We start from the raw sequence: 18,428 nt of genomic DNA on the forward strand, positions 1-18,428 counted from the left end.
GAGCTAAGTGCTCGGTTTTTTTATATCAGTAATATAAATACGAATTAAGCATTGGCACTTTTGAGTGCGATCGCTGGTGGCCTAATACCATTACGTGCAAATTCTTCCATTACACGCAGCGTAATATCAGTTTCAAATAACTTTTCATATTTGGTATCAACCACATATGCTTTACAAGTTAACATGATTGCTAGGTAGTTATCGGTGATCGTTTGCTTTACTAAAACCGTCACAGGTTTTGGTAGGTGAATATAACGGCTTGATGACGCTGCTTCTTGGATTAAATCACGGGCTAAGCGGATGTCTTGATCCATACTGATATAGAAGGGGATTACTACTTGCATATCCAATGCGCCATAGTTACCACTGACGGTGACTTCACTTAAGAATTTGTTGTTTGGTATGGTGATAATATCGTCATTTAAGGTACGCATACGTACAGAACGCAAACCGATAGTAATAATATCACCATAATTGCCTTCAAATGTTACACGATCGCCAACCTGGAAAGGTCTATCAATCATCACTGTTAATCCTGCAATGAACGAGGCTGCCAAGTCTTTAAGGGCAAAACCAACAGATACCGCAATAGTACCGCCTATCAAAGCTAAGATACGATCATCAACACGGAAGCTCATCATAAAGACGGCAATACCCGTCGACATATAAATGAAGAATTGGAAGAAAGATTGCAACTTTTGCAGCAACATTCGGCGTTGAGCAAATTGGCTACTGATACCATCAACAATTGATTGAATGAATCGTAGTAATATCCAAGCGGCACAAACCGTTAATGCTGAAAAGAGCACACCACTCCAACGAATAAGGCTAGCAAATTGTTGCAAGCTTTCAATGTTTGGCATGTCATCAGCAAAAACTGCTGGTGAAAAACTGAGAAGTATTAGGCTAAATAGACAGAATAAACGCTTCATTTATTTCACCAATAAGTGCTGACGGTGGAGAACATTAGTTATATGACGGAACCAGTGATCGGAGATTTTCGCTTTATCATCTGACCATTCAATAAAACCACGACTTTGAAAGTAACGTAATGTACCAATAACTTCATCAAGGCTGAGCTGAGTACATTCAGAGAGCTCTTGCGGGGATGCGACCTCTAACTGCACGATAGAACGTAGCACTGCTAACATCGGCTTTGGCATTTGCTCTAAATCTTCAGATTGTGGTGCTTTAAATAAACGCACCAGTACTTTATCTGTGTCTTTATCTCGTTGCAGAGAGAAACGGAAGAATCGTACAGCAACCGTAGGATTACCATCAGAGTAATCCCACAGAATACGATAAAAGCCTCGCTGAGCTCTTTCTTCTTCTGTGATGTCATCTTCATCCCACTGGCGAGGCAGCACTAACCCTTCAAAGCTTATGGCAAATTCTCCTTCGGAAGAGGTACGGGTTTTTAATAAGTCGCCAATTTGTTGTTCGCTCCAGCGTGGCATAAAGGTGACTAAATCAAACAGTAAACGCTCACCACGAGCACGATCAACAAAACGCCAACATGATTTTTCAACTGCAATAATCGCACGATGACTTTTCCGTGTTTTACGCAATAAATTAGCGATACTCATTAGATCTTTCAGTCCACCGACTTTAGGTGTCACCAATCGTTGAGCGTTATCGATAGCGATTAAATAGGTTGTTTCACTATTACGTAAGTATTCAAGAATATCATCTTCACAACTGTCACTTGCAAGACCAAGTGCGGTAGAGAACTGTTGTAGCAATTCTGCGTAGCCATCATAAGGGCAGTTAATGTATATCGGTGTTGCATTTTTAACTTTGTGTAACAAGCGTCGAAGAAGCGTCGTTGTACCAATACCGCGCTCACCAGAAACAACACAAACTGCGGGTTTATCAGTCAATAAGTAGCCTGAAAGCTGTTTAATTTCTTCTAACGCATAGTCTTCAATGATTGGGCTATCATCACTACCAGGTTTTACATATTCATAAGTAGCGACACCTTTGATACGAACCATATTGAGTTGTTCGCGTGAGGTTTCTGTTTGTTTAGCAACTTCAATACGGAATAGGTAGGCGAGTGCATGACGAAAGAAAATGTACTTTGATAAGTTAGCAACTAGTGTGTGTTGAAAGCGACGTAAGGTAAGCCATGCTGCGCCTAGTGCCGTTGCTGGAATTGAAAGTAATAATTTATCTTTATGTTTGAGCGCCCATTTAATAGAAAGGGGAAGATGAGTCGCGCCTTTTAAACGCTTAAAGACGATATGCCTCCAACGACGCAGCGTAATTAAGGTTAATAAGATAAAAGCAAAGAAGATAATTGACCAAATCCACGCATAGATGGTGCCTTGGCCCAGTGTACGCGCTGAAATTTGTAGAATTACGCCTGCGGCAATAAATCCCCATACGTATTGGCGAATAGTTGAAAGACGTAATGCGACAACTTCAGCATCGCTATTATTGATGCTATTACGACGCGCAAACTCGAGAATAAAGCGTACTGCAATTGAGCCACCAAGAATCCACCAGGTGAAGATTTCCAAGTAGATCAAGTGATGCAAGCTTGGTAATTGAGAAACAATACGCAGTGAAAGCGTGATTGCAATTAACCAACCAATTGGACGGTGCGCTCGACTGATATACCAAATCGCACGAAACAAAAGATTGGGGTGCGGGTTATGTTCGAGTTGTGTTTCTCTAAAATGTTCGATCAAACGTGCGCTATTACGCTGCCACCAAGAAAGTAAAAATAAAATAGCGAAAACTTTTAAGGCAACCACAAGAATGGGTACTGGTGAGATCAGCATATCTTTTAGCAAATCATGGAAACTGCGTAATTGATATAAGGCCATGTACTGTAAGTTAAGTGCTGTGATTGATAGCTCTAACTTAAATTGTTGAACGCCAAAAGGGCCAAATCCTGTCACCTTATCTTGGATAGCTGATGAACTTAAATTGAGAAGGCGCTCTTTATCTTGGCTAATGCTCAGTAGTGAACTGTAAACCGATGACAGTTTTTCCCACGCTTGTTCTTTATCATCGCTTTTATGGTATTCATTCAGTGCTGTTGCTAGTAACTTTTGATGTTTCTTTTGTTGTGAGAGGGTCTTAGATAGTAAGGAATTAACTTCTTTGACATCGTTATGAGTGAACAAATGCTGATCAGGTAGCTGATTAATGGCAGTATTTATGCTCATTGCTGCTTGGGTTAATTCAGGCTGGTCTGTTTCAAAAAGTGTTAGCGTAGCAGATGCTGAAGCACTGAATATCAGAATGAAACTACAGAGTAATGAGTATATCGTTAATCGCATTAATTTTTCATATTTCCTAAATGATGAAGATAAAGGTAGACCAAATAAGACGAGAATAATTGTTATCTTGTAAAAGTAAGAATCAGATCACGTCTTAAAGATCAAGTGGTTAATCATTAAAGCTAATGGTTTAATTTAATGATAATTAGATATTTTCAGGGAGTTGTGTTCCACACTTTTTGCAGTAATCAGCATCTACTTCATGACCACTGGTCGCACAATTCGGGCATCGTCTTAGATTCCGATGTGTTTTCATTTCTTGATTGAGCTCTGCGGTCAAAATACCGGTGGGAACGGCAAGAATTGAATAACCGAGTAACATGGTTAATGAAGCTAACGCTTTACCCATCACAGTTTGAGGCACAATATCGCCATAACCAACGGTTGTAATAGTTACGACAGCCCAGTAAATACTTTTAGGGATACTGGTAAAGCCATTTTCAGGACCTTCAATTAAGAACATTAACGAGCCAAATACGGTAACTAGAATTAATACAGAGCTAAAGAAAACAAAGATTTTACGTTGGGCATGGCGTAGTGAACGTAAAAGGATATTGGAGTCTTGTAAGAACCTAGCCAGTTTTAGTACACGGAAAATACGTAAAACACGGATTAAACGTACGATCAGTAAATAGTTTGAACCTGGCACAAAGAAAGAAATGTAAGCAGGCACAATGGCAATTAAATCAATAATGCCATAAAAACTGCGCGCGTAAGCAAGAGGGCGTGGCGAACAATACAAGCGCAGAATATATTCAATGGTAAATAAGATCGTAAATAGCCACTCAGCACCTAACAGCGCTGTGGAGAATTTTGATTCAATACTGGCAACAGATGAAATGATTAGGATCAGTTCAGAGCTAACAATAGCGATTATTAAGCCAATATCGAATAGCTGTCCAGCGCGTGTAGAGGTGCCAAAAATAATTTGGTAAAGACGTTGTCTTAGAGTTAGTTTAATCATAATTAAGTGTTAGTTAGCCGTGAGCTTACGCAGAAGTAGGTTATTATTTTGTATGGCATATCAATCAGCAAACTAGTATAGCAAAAATAGTATTAGGTAAGTGCGTAAATGATGGGCGTAGGTAATTGATAATAAAAAGTCCCGAAAAAATCGAGACTTTATATTTAATTATTATCTTTTATTAGCGAGGTGTTTATGTTGTGACGCTTAAACTAGGCCTGGTAGCATCACTTTTAATCCATTAATAATAAATTCGATACCAAGTGCGGCAAGGATCAAACCCATGATACGAGTAATAACATTAATCCCTGTTTGACCTAAGAAGCGTACAATTAATGGGGCAGACCGAAATAGTAACCAACAGCCAAAAGCAAATACAACGATGGTAATGGCAATGCCAATCGTTGATGTCATTGTTGGATACTTGGAACCATAAACAATGGTTGAACTGATAGCACCTGGCCCTGCCATTAAAGGCATTGCAAGTGGTACAACGCCGACTTGTTCACGAATGGCTGACTCTGATTTCTCTTCTTTATTTTGCTTCACCTCACCAATCTTACCGCTCATCATTGAAAAAGCGATACTCAGTAATAGCAAACCACCGGCGACTCGGAATGAGTCAATAGAGATACTAAAGAGATCCAATAAGTGTTGGCCAGCAACAAGAGCTACCACCAATATAATAACAACAGCAGTATTGGTTGTTAACGCCGTTTTATTACGCTCTCAGGTGTCATTGAACCAGTTAATGACACGAAGACAGGCATAATACCAACAGGATTAACTGTTGCAAAAAGCCCGACAAAAAAGTGTAAAAATATTCCTATTTCAATGGCTTGCATGATTTTCTCGGTTAGGTTTACTATGTGTAAGTCATGAGAATAGTATTAATCAATACAGTTGATCTCAGTGTAAAAAAGCCTCGTATATAAGGCGTAGTTATTAACTTATTAGTTAGGTTATGTGTGTTATTTTTTTGACAGTTAAAACCAGTGTTAGTTAATCACTTGGTGATATTTTAATCTTATATTATTCGACTAACCACAAAAAAAAGCCTGCTTTTTTAGTTCTAGAGAAATATTTCTCCATTTATATTAATAAACTTTCATTGTTGAAAAGATGAACTACTATGGTGAAACGAAATGCTTATCAAGAGTAATGGCTCAATATTGACCAATTGGCATATGAAAAGGTGATAATTATCACAAGTGGATAAATATAGGGCTAGTAAATGTATTTTTATTACGTAATATTTCTCCTTGTGAATTGAGTGGTTATTGTTACTGATTATGTGAAATGTTAGTAAAAATATTGATTCTAAAGATTAAGTGTTTGTTTTTTGGTCGATTTAATGGCTTTTTATATATAAGTCAAACATCATACATAATAGTGATCTAAATCAAATCTTTTTGGAATGTGAATAAATATAATCAATTTTGAAAGTTATTTACTAAGTGTGTGAATTTCTTAATTCGACAATGTTAAGAATGAAAGGAATGAAGCCGTATCCTTACTAAAAAGTTTTCAATCTTAAGGTAGGAGTTTACTATGCCTGTTACAAATATTACTGAATTAGATGCAATGGTTGCTCGCGTTAAAGCGGCTCAAAAAGAATTTGCAACTTTCTCTCAAGAGCAAGTGGATAAAATTTTCCGCGCTGCTTCTCTTGCTGCAAATAATGCTCGTATTCCTCTAGCTCAGCAAGCTGTTGCTGAATCTGGTATGGGTATCATCGAAGACAAGGTTATTAAAAACCACTTCGCATCTGAATTTATCTACAACAAATACAAAGACGAAAAGACATGCGGTATCTTGGAAGAGAACGATGAGTTCGGCACCATGACTATTGCTGAGCCTGTAGGTATTATTTGTGGTATCGTTCCAACTACTAACCCAACATCTACAGCTATCTTCAAATCTTTAATCTCTCTTAAAACACGTAACGCAATTATTTTCTCGCCTCACCCACGTGCTAAAGACTCGACTAACGCTGCTGCTAAATTAGTCTTAGATGCTGCTGTTGCTGCAGGTGCACCAAAAGATATTATCGGCTGGATTGATCAACCATCTGTTGAGCTATCTAACGCACTAATGAAGCACGATGATATCAATCTTATTCTTGCTACTGGTGGTCCAGGCATGGTTAAAGCGGCTTACTCTTCAGGTAAACCTGCTATCGGTGTTGGTGCGGGTAACGTGCCTGTTGTTATCGATGAAACGGCTGATATTAAGCGTGCAGTTGCTTCTGTTCTTATGTCAAAAACGTTTGATAACGGTGTTGTTTGTGCTTCAGAGCAAGCTGTAATCGTTATGGACGAAGTATATGACGAAGTGAAAGAGCGTTTTGCTTCTCACAATGGTTATGTTTTATCTAAAGATGAAGCTGAAAAAGTTCGTAAAGTTTTACTAATCAACGGTAACTTAAATGCGGATATCGTTGGCCAGCCAGCAACTAAGATTGCTGAAATGGCGGGTGTTAAAGTTCCTGCTGATACAAAGATTCTTATCGGTGAAGGTGAGCGAGTTTCATTTGATGATGAATTTGCTCATGAGAAGCTTTCTCCAACATTAGGTATGTTCCGTGCTTCTTCTTTTGAAGATGCAGTAGATCAAGCAGTAACAATGGTAGAGATTGGTGGTATCGGTCATACATCTGGCCTATACACTAACCAAGATACGAACGCTGACCGTATTAAGTACTTCGGCGACAAAATGAAAACTGCACGTATTCTTGTAAATATCCCAACAACTCATGGCGGTATCGGTGATCTTTACAACTTTAACGTTGCACCTTCGCTAACTCTAGGTTGTGGTTCATGGGGTGGTAACTCTATCTCTGAGAACGTAGGTCCTAAACACCTTATCAACAAGAAGACAGTAGCGAAGCGAGCTGAAAATATGTTGTGGCACAAACTACCTAAATCAATTTACTTCCGTCGTGGTAGCCTTCCAATTGCACTTAGCGATTTAGAAGGTAAGAAGCGTGCGTTCTTAGTAACAGACCGTTTCCTATTTAATAACGGTTACGCAGATGAAATCGTATCTTTGCTTAAAGCACAAGGTATCGAAGTTCAAACATTCTTTGATGTAGAAGCGGATCCAACACTTTCAGTTGTTGAGAAAGGCGCTGAAGCAATGAAGAGCTTCCAACCTGATGTGATTATTGCACTCGGTGGTGGTTCACCAATGGATGCTGCGAAGATCATGTGGGTAATGTACGAGCACCCTGAAACGCACTTCGAAGAACTAGCAATGCGCTTTATGGATATTCGTAAGCGTATTTACAAGTTCCCTAAAATGGGTAAGAAAGCTGAGCTAGTATGTATTACTACTACATCTGGTACAGGCTCTGAAGTAACACCATTTGCGGTTGTAACTGATGATAAAACAGGTGCTAAGTACCCACTAGCAGATTATGAATTAACACCTCACATGGCTATCGTTGATGCGAACCTTGTGATGAATATGCCTAAGTCGCTAACAGCGTTTGGTGGTTACGATGCCGTAACTCACGCATTAGAAGCTTATGTATCAGTTCTTGCTAACGAATACTCTGATGGTCAAGCACTTCAAGCACTTAGAATGCTAAAAGAGTACCTACCATCAAGCTATGCGAATGGTGCTAATGATCCAATCGCACGTGAGAAAGTACACAATGCGGCAACTATCGCTGGTATCGCGTTTGCTAACGCATTCCTAGGTGTTTGTCACTCAATGGCGCACAAACTAGGTGCAGAGTTCCACGTACCACATGGTCTTGCTAACGCATTGTTGATTTCTAACGTTGTTCGTTACAACGCGAATGATAACCCAACAAAGCAAACAGCATTCTCACAGTATGCAAGCCCACAGGCGCGTCGTCGTTATGCTGAAGTTGCTGATCACTTAGGTCTATCACATGCGGGTGACCGTACAGCACAGAAAATTGAGCGTCTATTAACTTGGTTAGATGAACTGAAAGTGAATCTTCAGATCCCTATGTCAATCCAAGAAGCAGGCGTTGCAGAAGCTGATTTCCTTGCGAAAGTTGATGAGCTAGCGGTAGAAGCGTTTGATGACCAATGTACTGGTGCAAACCCTCGTTACCCTCTAATCTCTGAGCTTAAAGATGTACTAATGGCATCTTACTACGGTAAACCTTTCATTGAAGGTGAGGCGTTTGAAGGCACTACAGTGATTAAAAAATCAGAGCCAGCGAAAATCACTAAAGGTAAAAAAGCGAAAGCTTAATATCGAGCACTGATTGAAAAGAAAGCCCGCTAACTTAGCGGGCTTTTTTTATATCTTATAGATGCTTATATCAAACACTCTGCTTCAAGTATCCTGCCATTGAAGGAATCATTTGTAATAATGTATTCTGTGCAACTGACTATCTCTTCTTGTAATCGTGTATGGATCATTGTCTCATTATCTGAAGTAATTGGAATAATGGCACCCACACGGATATTCAAAGAAGATAATTCTTTAGACCAGCCAAAAGTTAAGCCTTGTATTACTGATTTACTAGTATCGGAAAGGTGAGTGTGGTGGCTAGATGGTTGTAGGGCTAAATTAATAATGACCGCTGGTTGTTTGTTGCCTTGCATTATTCTTGCTGCTATTTGTCCAACGCTAAAAAAAGTTGTTGCGCTGTTACACATGACATCATTGAATTCATTAATTGCATCGGGTTCAAGAATATTAGGCGTATTCGTACATTTGGGCCATGTGTTGAGTAGGACATTAAAAGTCCCTAGTTGGCGCTGAATATGGGTAAAGACTTGTTTAATAGAATGCGGTTGGGTGTCTTCTAAATGAAAGATGTTGATATGACTAGAAAATTGAGAGCAAGCATCCTGTGTTGCCTCTAACTTTTTGATGTCATTATCAACGAGAGCAAGTTTCGCCCCTAATGATGCGAAATGAAGAGCCATGGCTTTACCGATGAGAGTACCTGCCGCAGTGATGACTATTACAGATTGATCAATACGCATAGTAGTATCATCCAAAAATTATCATATTAATATGGCATTAACTGATCAGACCTAAAGTAGTTAATAACCATATTAGTTAGCGCTTTCACAATAGAATAATTAGATGTGACAATGTTTGATTGCGCTCACAAAGATACCTATTGCGTATCATTGATGGATTGGCAGATAGTTATATGTACATTAAGCAGCGTGATAAAGCTCAGAAGTTCGCTTGGCATGAATAAGCGAAGTATATAAGCTTTTTGGTGACGCAGAGATAGGGCGAGGCTCTTCTGGTGGAAGCTTGCGACGTTCGTGTACAGAAAGGTTATGAAAGAGATCTTCTGGTAATCCTTTGGTGTTCTCGGCTGGGAATGTTAACGCTGTCGGCTGTAGACCGTGTAGTAAACGGGTACTCGCAATACCTGATTCATGAAAAGCTTTTGCCTGATCCGCAGAGCGTTGGTAACAATGCTCTGATGTGGTCAGAGGTTGAGGAGAGGGTAGCTCAAAATAAGCACGCAGTTGTTGCTCTGTTTGAATCTGCTCAGGTTCGTTATCTTGCGGTGTATTTTCCATTAATTCAGAAGACAGTAATGCAAGCATTAATGAGAAATCAGCACGGCGACCAGATTCAACCGCTTGGTTGAGTCCCGTACCGAGCTGGATCTCATTGATCAGCATATTATCTAAAGAAATGGGTTGCATGGAAAAGTAAGCCTTAATCATATTGATACTCTTTATATCGACATCAATACTAAGAGCTTTAATTTTTTATTCTATTAATAAAAAATAAAAAAGCCCTGTCGCCATAACACGACAGGGCTTTCAAAAAGCATTAACCGAGAAGATTAAAACTTAGGTTTGACACCAAACTGGTGAGCAGCATAAGCGACACGCTCTTCAGGTGTTGGCGTATGTGCTGAAGTACCGATATTTTCAATATGGCGAAGGCGAGGGAGTAAACCACAACCATTTGCAATTTGAATAGCCAATCCTGGTCGAGCATTGAGCTCTAGTACCATAGGGCCTTTCACTTTGTCTAACACCATATCTGTACCCATGTAGCCTAAGCCTGTCATTTCCCAAGCACTCGCAGCAAGCGTTAGCAGCTTGTTCCAATTAGGTACTTGAAGCTCGCTGAGTAAACGATCAGTATCAGGATGGTGTTCAATTGGCTGATTAAATTGAACTGCTCGTACCGCTTTACCTGACGCGATATCAATCCCCACACCGACAGCACCTTGGTGCAAGTTTGCTTTACCATCGGATGCAGAAGTCGAACAACGCATCATCGCCATCACAGGATAGCCTTTAAATACGATGACACGAACATCAGGTACACCTTCAAAACTAAAGCCATCAAAAACATTATCAAATTGGATCAAGTTTTCGACCATGGCAACATCATTTTTACCACCCAACGAGAATAGTCCCGCGAGCGTATTGGTAATATGACGTTCAACATCTTGTTTATTGATTTCAGCACCAGACGGTTTTACATAAATACCGTCTTTGTGCTTAATAATAACTAAAATGCCTTTACCACCAGAGCCTTGAGCTGGCTTAATCACAAATCCAGGCCAGTCTTTGACCATGTCATGAATGTTCTTAACTGAACCTTGGCTATCGATAACACCGATCAAATCAGGAACGGTTGCACCAGCTTGTTGGGCAATAAATTTTGTTTTTAATTTATCGTCAACAAGAGGATAAAGGCTGCGATCATTATAGCGACCAATGTAGCTATGATTACGCTTGTTCATCCCCATGATGCCACGTTCTTTCAGCTTGTTTGGTGAAGTAAAACGTGCAAGTAAATTCATCGATTAATCCTCAGTTAGCGGCTTAAAACGACGAAGTTCACTTAAACGATAACCTGTGTAGTTACCTAGCATTAGGATCACCGCTAGGATAATGAACTGAACACCAATAAAGTTAAATGTTAGATGACGGATCATCGGGTTAGTCATTGCAAGGTAAACTAAAATTGCTGTTAGTAGCGAGCCACCACCTTGAACAAATACTTCTTTTGCCCCTTCTTCTTCCCATAGAATCGACATACGTTCGATAGTCCATGACAAGATGATCATAGGGAAGAAGGTAATGGTTAGACCTTCAATAAGACCAATCTTAAAGGCGACAACTGTGAATATTGAAATGATCAATATTACGGTAATAATCACCGCGGATATTCGCGAGACTAAGAGCAAGTTCAACTTCGATAAATAACTTCGAATAATTAAACCTGTACCAACAATCAATAAGAAACCGACAATACCCGTTAATAATTGTGTTTGGACAAACGCAACCGCGATTAACACTGGCATGAAAGTACCAGAGGTTTTCAAACCAATAATAACGCGAAGGAATACCACAATTAGCGCGCCAATCGGAACAAGCATAATGGTTTTAAACATTGCTTGTTCTTCGAGTGGTAATGAGTGGATTGAGAAGTTTAATAAATCTTCGGCTTTAATCTTCTCTTGCGTAGCACGCTGTGGTGTGATGTCTTGAGCAATGATAGAAAAACTAATATTAGAATTTCGACCACCAACAACATCTAGCATCGCACTGCCTTGTTGGTTCCAAATCATTACATCAGATGGTTTGCCTTCTTCACCAGTTGTAAGGTTGAAGAGTTTCCAACTATTGTTATCCCAAACTTCAACCATCGGCATCACTGTTTGGCGACGACGACCATCTTCAAGTTTTAAGCCGCTAACAATTCGCGAATGAATACCTTCAAGTGAAAGTAAATTCGTAATTGCTTCTTGCAGACTCATAGAATCAAGTAATACAGATGCGTTTTGGTTTTGTTTATCTTGTAATTGGCGAATAAGTTCACGGGTAAACGTGGTGTTGTTCGCAGATAAATTACGCGCCTGTGTTAACAGTGCTGTTGCTGCTGTTTGTTGTGGGTTACTTAAACTAACCGCTGCAGGTTCACCTTTAGGTGGGATCTCTTTGTACTGTGCTTGATCATCAACAAGAAGCTGAGTTTTGTAGTAAAGCACTTGCTTACCCATTGCGGTACGCGTAGCCCAGTCAGCTTGGTGACCTTCTTTCGTATCATGAATAAGTACAGAGTAGCCAGGAGGAGACGACGTACTTTCATCAATTAAGGTAAAGCCTTCCTGTGTTTCAGGCGTCGCCATTTTAACTTGTACAGGATCACCAACAGCATCGAATTGAACACGTGCTTCAACTTCCCACACTGCACGCTCATCGCCTGGTGTCCACGGCACACCGTAGACATCGTGGCGATACATGCTCAGCCCTAAACCTGCAATAATAAGCAGTGAAATAAGGATATAAAAAGGTACTCTAGACGTCATGACATCCTCATCATTTATTTATTAGCACTAACTGGCTCTGGTTTTGGCTCAGTTTTTCCTTGAACAAATTCTTTACCCACATCAACGAGTGCAATGTCTTTAAAGAACTCACGACCTAATAAAACAGGAAAATCCATCTTAGTTCGATCTGCAAGTGTGAATTGCGCTTTTTCATGTAAATTGCCAAGCGTGATCCAAGCCTCAATTACAGGGCGACGTACCGCATCTTCTGAGGTTGATTGGCGGATACGTACCCAACGCAGAATAGGTGCTTCGATAGTTTCAGGTGTTGCTTTATCGTTCTGTGCTTTTTCTTCTGGTGTATCTTCTGCTGAATCATGACTCAGGTTAAAACGTACCCATTCTTTTCCATCTCGTTCAAAAGTTTGTACATCAACAGCATTTAAAGAAGAGGTGGTTGCACCTGTATCGACACGTGCTTTAAAGAATGATTTAACCGAATCAAGCCAAACCCACTCTTCCTGACCAAGGATAGCTTTACCATTGGCTTGGGTTGGATTTTCTTCAATTTTAGGCTCAATAGGCACTCGAACAATTTGTTTTTCAACAATAACTTTAGGCTTTTCTAAGCTTTTTTGCTTAATAAACTTTAGATCTTTAGATATAGACGCTAATTTACTTTCTAGCTCGGTAATATATTGCTGTTGTGAATCCATTCGAGTAGAAACAGTATCGAATTGAGAATTAATGTTCTGTTCTACGTTGCTGATCGCTGCCAAGGTTTCTTGATGATCTTGAGGCTGCGTGGTTGAACACCCTGTCAGTATTGCAATTGTGATTAATGGTACGCTGAAGCGAAGCATCATATCTCCTATGTGCGTCTATTTTCTAATGTCGACCGTAGTTTACCTTACAAAAAGGGATGCGAACAGCATCCCAGTGTCAGTTACTAGTCAGGATTGCGGGCTATTAAAACCGCACGTTTTGGTGCTGGATATCCTTCGATAGTTTTTGACGGATTTTCTGGATCTAAGTATTCCGGAAGGGAATTATTTGTCATCCAATCTGTCGTTCTTTGCTCATCTGTTGTTGTTATATTCTCATCAACAATACGTACATCAACAAAGCCACATTTTTCCATCCACACTTTTAATGCTTTAGCTGATGGGAAAAAATAAACATTGTGCATTTGGGCATAGCGGTGAGTTGGAACCAATACCGCATTTTCATCACCATCAATCACCAATGTTTCTAGAATGACTTCACCGCCTTTACGCAGTTGATTTTTTAACTGAATAATGTGATCGAGCGGAGAACGACGGTGGTACAGAACTCCCATACTAAAGACCGTATCAAATGCTTTCAATTCAGGCAGTTCTTCAATACCTAATGGTAATAAGAATGCGCGATCATCATTGCCCATTAATCGCTTAATGGCTTCAAATTGAATTAAAAATAAGCTTGATGGGTCGATACCGACGGTAAGCTTTGCACCTTCACCCAACATGCGCCACATATGATAGCCATTCCCACAGCCTACATCTAATACGCTACGACCTTTTAGTGGTGTAATGTGAGGCAGTACACGATCCCATTTCCAATCTGAGCGCCATTCCGTATCGATATGAATATCGTGCATGGTGAATGGGCCTTTACGCCAAGGGTGAAGCAAACGTAATAGACTTTCTAAACGTTTTTTCTCGCCATCGGCAATTGGAGCTTCATTACGAACACTGACTTCATTTTTTAAATCAATAATATCGGGTTTATCGGTTGGGAACTTTTGCAATGCGCGAACCCAACGAGCCATATCACCGTGCTCTCTATTTTCCCAATCACTTAATTGTTTAGGTAGAGTATTTAGCCATGGACGTAATGTTTCATGCTGGGCAAGAAGCTGATAAAAATCAGAAAAACTAAACATATGGAACAAAAAACCTTATTTAATCGCAAACATTGAGCCGAAATTGAAGCACTGGAACCATACTTCAGAACTAGAAAAGCCGATTTTCTTGAAACGTGTTTTGTGGGTCTCAATACTGTCAGGGCGCATCACATTTTCTATTGCGCTCCGTTTTTGGCTGATCTCTAGTTCGCTATAACCATTCGCTCGTTTAAAATCGTGGTGTAAATCAATCAATAATTCATTGGCACGTTCGTCATCGAAAATATATTTCTCCGACAAAATTAAAATACCGCCAGGGCGTAAGCCAGCATAGATTTTTTCTAATAATGCTTGGCGATCTTCAGGTACAAGGAATTGGAGAGTGAAATTTAAAACCACGACTGAAGCGTCATGAATATCAACATCACGGATATCAGCTTCAAGTACTTGCACTGGTGTGTCAGAGCGATATGCGTCCACTAATAATCGACATCGTTCAACCATAGCAGCAGAATTATCAATTGCTAATATTTCGCAGCCTTCTTGCTGAATATGGCGACGCATAGAAAGAGTGGCCGCCCCTAAAGAACAACCAAGATCAAAGACTTTAGAATGAGGCTTGGCAAAGCGCTCAGCTAACATGCCAATTGCTGAGATGATATTACTGTAACCCGGCACAGAGCGTTGGATCATATCAGGGAAGACTTCAGCAACACGTTCATCGAACGTAAAATCACCGAGTTTTTCAATTGGCGCAGCAAAAATATTGTCGTGGCCTGCCATTTCTCACGAACCTCATAATATATAAAGAACAGGGATCCATTGTACGTATTAAGCATCAAACCTTGCTGATACTCAGGCGATCCATCACCTTTGAAAGGTCGCGTATTGTAGAGAAAATAGCAGCATTTGTCTTTAATGATTTCTGATTTGTTCTTTAATTGATTATTTGCGTTATAGCAAAGAGATTTGTGGCGTACTTATTTCAGCAGCACTGGGCATAGCAAGTTCGGGGAGTGGCGAAAGAGTGCTGTTTTCGCTGATAAGGTGATCGCGTAACACATTATAAAGCCGACGGGCTGATTCTGGCGCAGCATTATTGTCAGGAGTATGAATAAAGAGATAGGGCGTTTTACCTTCTTTGATCCATAAAGGCAGTCGTTGTAGCCAGTTTTTAAAAAAAGGATCGTTACACGCATCATCAGGATGACCAATAAAGCGGATCACAGGGTTATCAGCGGTTGCGATTGCATGAACAGGCACGCGAGGTTTCTTCTTTTGTGCATCAATTACCGCCTCTGTATTCGCTATGGCTGAAAATACGGGACGGCTATCCATAATAATGCGGTTACTGCCTTTTTCTAACAGCATTCGATTAAGTGCTTTTTCCTCTTCACCTTTCGCAAAGAACGCAGGATGGCGAACTTCTACACCTGTAGTAAAGTTGCGCGGAAACTGATCTAAAAAGGCATCGAGCAAGGGTAAATCGTGAGGACTAAACCTCGCAGGTAACTGAATCATCCATAAACCTGTCTTTTCTTCTACCGGAGACATAGTATTTAAAAAGTCAACAAGGCTCTGATTACTATGACGTAACTGCTGCTGGTGGGTGATGGTTTGTGGGATTTTAAAAGTAAATTTAAATCCACAATCAGGTGTCGCACCGTTCCAATTTTTTACCGTCGTCATGCTCGGAATAGCGTAAAATGTGGTATTTCCCTCGACAGTATGAAATACCTCAGCATAGCGAGCTAAACGGTCACCATTTTTACAGCCTTTACCGTATATGCTTTGCTGCCAATGATTGTGTGACCATTGAGATAACCCAAGATATAACGGTAAAGATAAATCAGAAGGTGAAGACATAATAAGACTTGGGTTTATTAAGTAGAGAGTGATGATTTATCTTACGTGATTTTGTTTGTAAAAGTCTAAATCGCCGTAGATATTTGGTCATAATAAGACTTTAAAGTCGTCATAACGAATTGGTGATGAATTACCGTCGGATCACTTCGCTTATTGAGGCTGTTTGGGTATAATGCCTCGTTATTTTTGCCTCTTGGCCTTCTTGCTATCCAATTTAGACGATAAATTAGACAGCAAGCGGTCGGGATTGAATTCGCCTGACGTTTAGCGTTATCGACACTAAACGCAGGAATGTAAAGTATATAGATTGGGAATTTCTTATGCGCACCCATTATTGTGGACACCTGAACAAGTCCCTTGCAGGACAAACAGTCGATTTATGCGGCTGGGTAAACCGTCGTCGTGATTTAGGCGGCCTTATCTTTATTGATATGCGTGATCGCGAAGGTGTGGTTCAGGTTGTTATTGATCCTGATATGACTGAGATCTTCACACAAGCAAACCAATTACGTAACGAGTTTTGTATTCGTCTTACGGGTGAAGTGCGTGAGCGCCCTGAAAGTCAATGTAATAAAGAGATGGCAACAGGTGAAGTTGAGATTTATGCAACTGGCCTTGAAATCATTAACCGTTCTGACGCGTTACCGCTTGATTTCAACCAAAAGAACTCTGAAGAGCAGCGTCTAAAGTACCGTTATTTAGATCTTCGTCGCCCAGAAATGAGCGATCGTATTAAGCTACGTGCAAAAGCATCAAGCTTCGTTCGTCGTTTCTTAGATGACAATGCATTCCTTGATATTGAAACACCAGTACTAACAAAAGCTACGCCAGAAGGCGCACGTGATTACTTAGTACCAAGTCGTGTTCACAAAGGTAACTTCTACGCATTACCACAATCACCACAGCTATTTAAGCAGCTGCTAATGATGTCTGGTTTTGATCGTTACTACCAAATCGTTAAGTGTTTCCGTGATGAAGACTTACGTGCTGACCGTCAACCTGAATTTACTCAGATCGATATCGAAACGTCTTTCATGACAGCTGAAGAAGTTCGTGCTGTAACTGAAAATATGATCACTGAAATGTGGAAAGAGCTACTAAACGTAGATCTAGGCACATTCCCAATCATGTCTTTCGAAGAAGCAGCGCGTCGTTTCGGTTCTGATAAGCCAGATCTACGTAACCCACTTGAGCTAGTTGATGTTGCAGACATCGTTAAAGATGTTGATTTCAAAGTATTCTCAGGCCCTGCAAACGACGAAAAAGGTCGTGTAGCGGTTATCCGTGTACCAGGTGGTGCAGAGCTAAGCCGTAAGCAAATCGACGAATACACTAAGTTCGTGGGTATCTATGGCGCGAAAGGCCTAGCATGGATGAAAGTTAACGATCGCGCTGCAGGTTTTGAAGGTGTTCAATCTCCTGTTGCTAAGTTCCTTAACGAAGAAGTGGTTGCTAATCTTCTTGATCGCACTCAAGCAGAATCTGGCGACATCATCTTATTCGGTGCAGACAGCAAGCGTGTTGTAACAGAAGCGATGGGTGCACTTCGTCTGAAACTAGGTGAAGATCTAGGTCTAACAGACAAGTCAGCATGGAAACCACTTTGGGTTGTTGATTTCCCAATGTTCGAAGAGAACGAAGATGGTTCACTATCTGCAATGCACCACCCATTCACATCACCACTAAACCTAACACCAGAAGAGCTAGCGGCTAACCCTGCAGCAGCGCTATCAAACGCGTACGATATGGTAATTAATGGTTATGAAGTGGGCGGTGGCTCAGTACGTATCCATAACTCTGATATGCAATCAACAGTATTTGATATCTTAGGTATCTCTGCTGATGAGCAACGTTTGAAGTTTGGTTTCCTACTTGACGCTCTGAAGTTCGGTACGCCACCACACGCAGGTCTTGCGTTTGGTCTTGACCGTCTTGTAATGCTACTTTGTGGTACAGACAACATCCGTGATGTTATCGCGTTCCCTAAAACAACAGCAGCAGCATGTCTATTAACTGACGCGCCAAGCCTAGCAAACCCAGCAGCATTAGAAGAATTATCTATTGCGGTTAAAATTGCTAAGAAAGACGAAGAAGCAAAAGACGCAGAGTGATCTGATTAATTTGTTTTAATAAAAGCCGATGACTTATTTGCCACTTTTTAGTGAACGC

The 18,428-nt window shown here is 40.4% G+C and carries 13 protein-coding genes and 1 pseudogene; 2 read left to right on the forward strand and 12 right to left on the reverse strand.

What is annotated here, in order from left to right:
- Positions 1-44: 44 nt before the first annotated feature.
- The 4 genes and pseudogenes from CTN01_RS01845 to CTN01_RS01860 all read right to left on the reverse strand — a co-directional run bounded on the left by CTN01_RS01845 (position 45) and on the right by CTN01_RS01860 (position 5,099).
- Positions 45-932 carry a mechanosensitive ion channel family protein gene (locus CTN01_RS01845; protein WP_045148170.1) on the reverse strand — a complete coding sequence of 296 codons (888 nt, stop codon included), beginning with the start codon at positions 930-932 and terminating at the stop codon, positions 45-47.
- Entirely contained in the window at positions 933-3,290 is a 2,358-nt protein-coding gene (locus CTN01_RS01850; protein WP_107188413.1) for an AAA family ATPase, read from the reverse strand.
- 145 nt (positions 3,291-3,435) lie between these two features.
- Positions 3,436-4,254 carry an ion transporter gene (locus CTN01_RS01855; protein WP_005370644.1) on the reverse strand — a complete coding sequence of 273 codons (819 nt, stop codon included), beginning with the start codon at positions 4,252-4,254 and terminating at the stop codon, positions 3,436-3,438.
- A 207-nt stretch (positions 4,255-4,461) separates the two neighbouring features.
- A pseudogene (locus CTN01_RS01860) lies at positions 4,462-5,099 on the reverse strand (YchE family NAAT transporter).
- 706 nt (positions 5,100-5,805) lie between these two features.
- On the opposite strand from CTN01_RS01860, the gene adhE reads away from it, so the two are divergent.
- Complete coding sequence (gene adhE, locus CTN01_RS01865) at positions 5,806-8,487, forward strand: bifunctional acetaldehyde-CoA/alcohol dehydrogenase (protein ID WP_045082678.1); 2,682 nt, start codon at positions 5,806-5,808, stop codon at positions 8,485-8,487.
- A 65-nt stretch (positions 8,488-8,552) separates the two neighbouring features.
- Here adhE and CTN01_RS01870 read toward each other — a convergent pair whose 3' ends face one another.
- The 8 genes from CTN01_RS01870 to CTN01_RS01905 all read right to left on the reverse strand — a co-directional run bounded on the left by CTN01_RS01870 (position 8,553) and on the right by CTN01_RS01905 (position 16,259).
- Positions 8,553-9,230: an SDR family NAD(P)-dependent oxidoreductase gene (locus tag CTN01_RS01870; RefSeq protein ID WP_045148171.1), complete on the reverse strand. Its 678-nt coding sequence runs from the start codon at positions 9,228-9,230 to the stop codon at positions 8,553-8,555.
- Positions 9,231-9,410: 180 nt separating this feature from the next.
- Positions 9,411-9,938 (reverse strand): VC2046/SO_2500 family protein, encoded by a 528-nt coding sequence (locus tag CTN01_RS01875; RefSeq protein WP_373455571.1) that lies wholly within the window; start codon positions 9,936-9,938, stop codon positions 9,411-9,413.
- Between the two features lie 122 nt (positions 9,939-10,060).
- A complete protein-coding gene (locus CTN01_RS01880) occupies positions 10,061-11,035 on the reverse strand; it encodes an alpha-L-glutamate ligase-like protein (protein ID WP_005370649.1) in 975 nt (324 codons plus the stop codon).
- Between the two features lie 3 nt (positions 11,036-11,038).
- Positions 11,039-12,547, reverse strand: a complete 1,509-nt coding sequence (locus CTN01_RS01885) for an inactive transglutaminase family protein (protein ID WP_005370650.1) — start codon at positions 12,545-12,547, stop codon at positions 11,039-11,041.
- A gap of 14 nt (positions 12,548-12,561) precedes the next feature.
- On the reverse strand, positions 12,562-13,371 hold the full coding sequence (locus tag CTN01_RS01890) for an ATP-dependent zinc protease family protein (RefSeq protein WP_045082677.1): 810 nt from the start codon (positions 13,369-13,371) through the stop codon (positions 12,562-12,564).
- Between the two features lie 86 nt (positions 13,372-13,457).
- A complete protein-coding gene (gene cmoB, locus CTN01_RS01895; protein ID WP_045127236.1) occupies positions 13,458-14,432 on the reverse strand; it encodes a tRNA 5-methoxyuridine(34)/uridine 5-oxyacetic acid(34) synthase CmoB in 975 nt (324 codons plus the stop codon).
- Positions 14,433-14,447: 15 nt separating this feature from the next.
- Positions 14,448-15,176, reverse strand: coding sequence for a carboxy-S-adenosyl-L-methionine synthase CmoA (cmoA, locus tag CTN01_RS01900; protein WP_005370656.1), 729 nt, complete (start codon positions 15,174-15,176; stop codon positions 14,448-14,450).
- Positions 15,177-15,347: 171 nt separating this feature from the next.
- Positions 15,348-16,259: a DUF72 domain-containing protein gene (locus tag CTN01_RS01905; RefSeq protein ID WP_045148172.1), complete on the reverse strand. Its 912-nt coding sequence runs from the start codon at positions 16,257-16,259 to the stop codon at positions 15,348-15,350.
- A 320-nt stretch (positions 16,260-16,579) separates the two neighbouring features.
- Here CTN01_RS01905 and aspS point away from each other — a divergent pair, with 320 nt between their 5' ends.
- Positions 16,580-18,370 (forward strand): aspartate--tRNA ligase, encoded by a 1,791-nt coding sequence (gene aspS, locus CTN01_RS01910; protein ID WP_045082673.1) that lies wholly within the window; start codon positions 16,580-16,582, stop codon positions 18,368-18,370.
- Positions 18,371-18,428: the final 58 nt, after the last annotated feature.

The organism is Photobacterium angustum (assembly GCF_003026365.1).
GTDB classification, from domain to species: Bacteria; Pseudomonadota; Gammaproteobacteria; order Enterobacterales; family Vibrionaceae; genus Photobacterium; species Photobacterium angustum.

Excerpts from the sequence above, each read along its gene's own strand:
- aspS (WP_045082673.1), top strand. The coding sequence starts at position 16,580 with ATGCGCACCCATTATTGTGGACACCTGAACAAGTCCCTTGCAGGACAA.
- CTN01_RS01880 (WP_005370649.1), bottom strand. The coding sequence starts at position 11,035 with ATGAATTTACTTGCACGTTTTACTTCACCAAACAAGCTGAAAGAACGT.
- CTN01_RS01885 (WP_005370650.1), bottom strand. The coding sequence starts at position 12,547 with ATGACGTCTAGAGTACCTTTTTATATCCTTATTTCACTGCTTATTATT.
- CTN01_RS01855 (WP_005370644.1), bottom strand. The coding sequence starts at position 4,254 with ATGATTAAACTAACTCTAAGACAACGTCTTTACCAAATTATTTTTGGC.
- CTN01_RS01875 (WP_373455571.1), bottom strand. The coding sequence starts at position 9,938 with ATGATTAAGGCTTACTTTTCCATGCAACCCATTTCTTTAGATAATATG.
- cmoA (WP_005370656.1), bottom strand. The coding sequence starts at position 15,176 with ATGGCAGGCCACGACAATATTTTTGCTGCGCCAATTGAAAAACTCGGT.
- CTN01_RS01905 (WP_045148172.1), bottom strand. The coding sequence starts at position 16,259 with ATGTCTTCACCTTCTGATTTATCTTTACCGTTATATCTTGGGTTATCT.
- CTN01_RS01890 (WP_045082677.1), bottom strand. The coding sequence starts at position 13,371 with ATGCTTCGCTTCAGCGTACCATTAATCACAATTGCAATACTGACAGGG.
- cmoB (WP_045127236.1), bottom strand. The coding sequence starts at position 14,432 with ATGTTTAGTTTTTCTGATTTTTATCAGCTTCTTGCCCAGCATGAAACA.
- adhE (WP_045082678.1), top strand. The coding sequence starts at position 5,806 with ATGCCTGTTACAAATATTACTGAATTAGATGCAATGGTTGCTCGCGTT.
- CTN01_RS01845 (WP_045148170.1), bottom strand. The coding sequence starts at position 932 with ATGAAGCGTTTATTCTGTCTATTTAGCCTAATACTTCTCAGTTTTTCA.
- CTN01_RS01850 (WP_107188413.1), bottom strand. The coding sequence starts at position 3,290 with ATGCGATTAACGATATACTCATTACTCTGTAGTTTCATTCTGATATTC.
- CTN01_RS01870 (WP_045148171.1), bottom strand. The coding sequence starts at position 9,230 with ATGCGTATTGATCAATCTGTAATAGTCATCACTGCGGCAGGTACTCTC.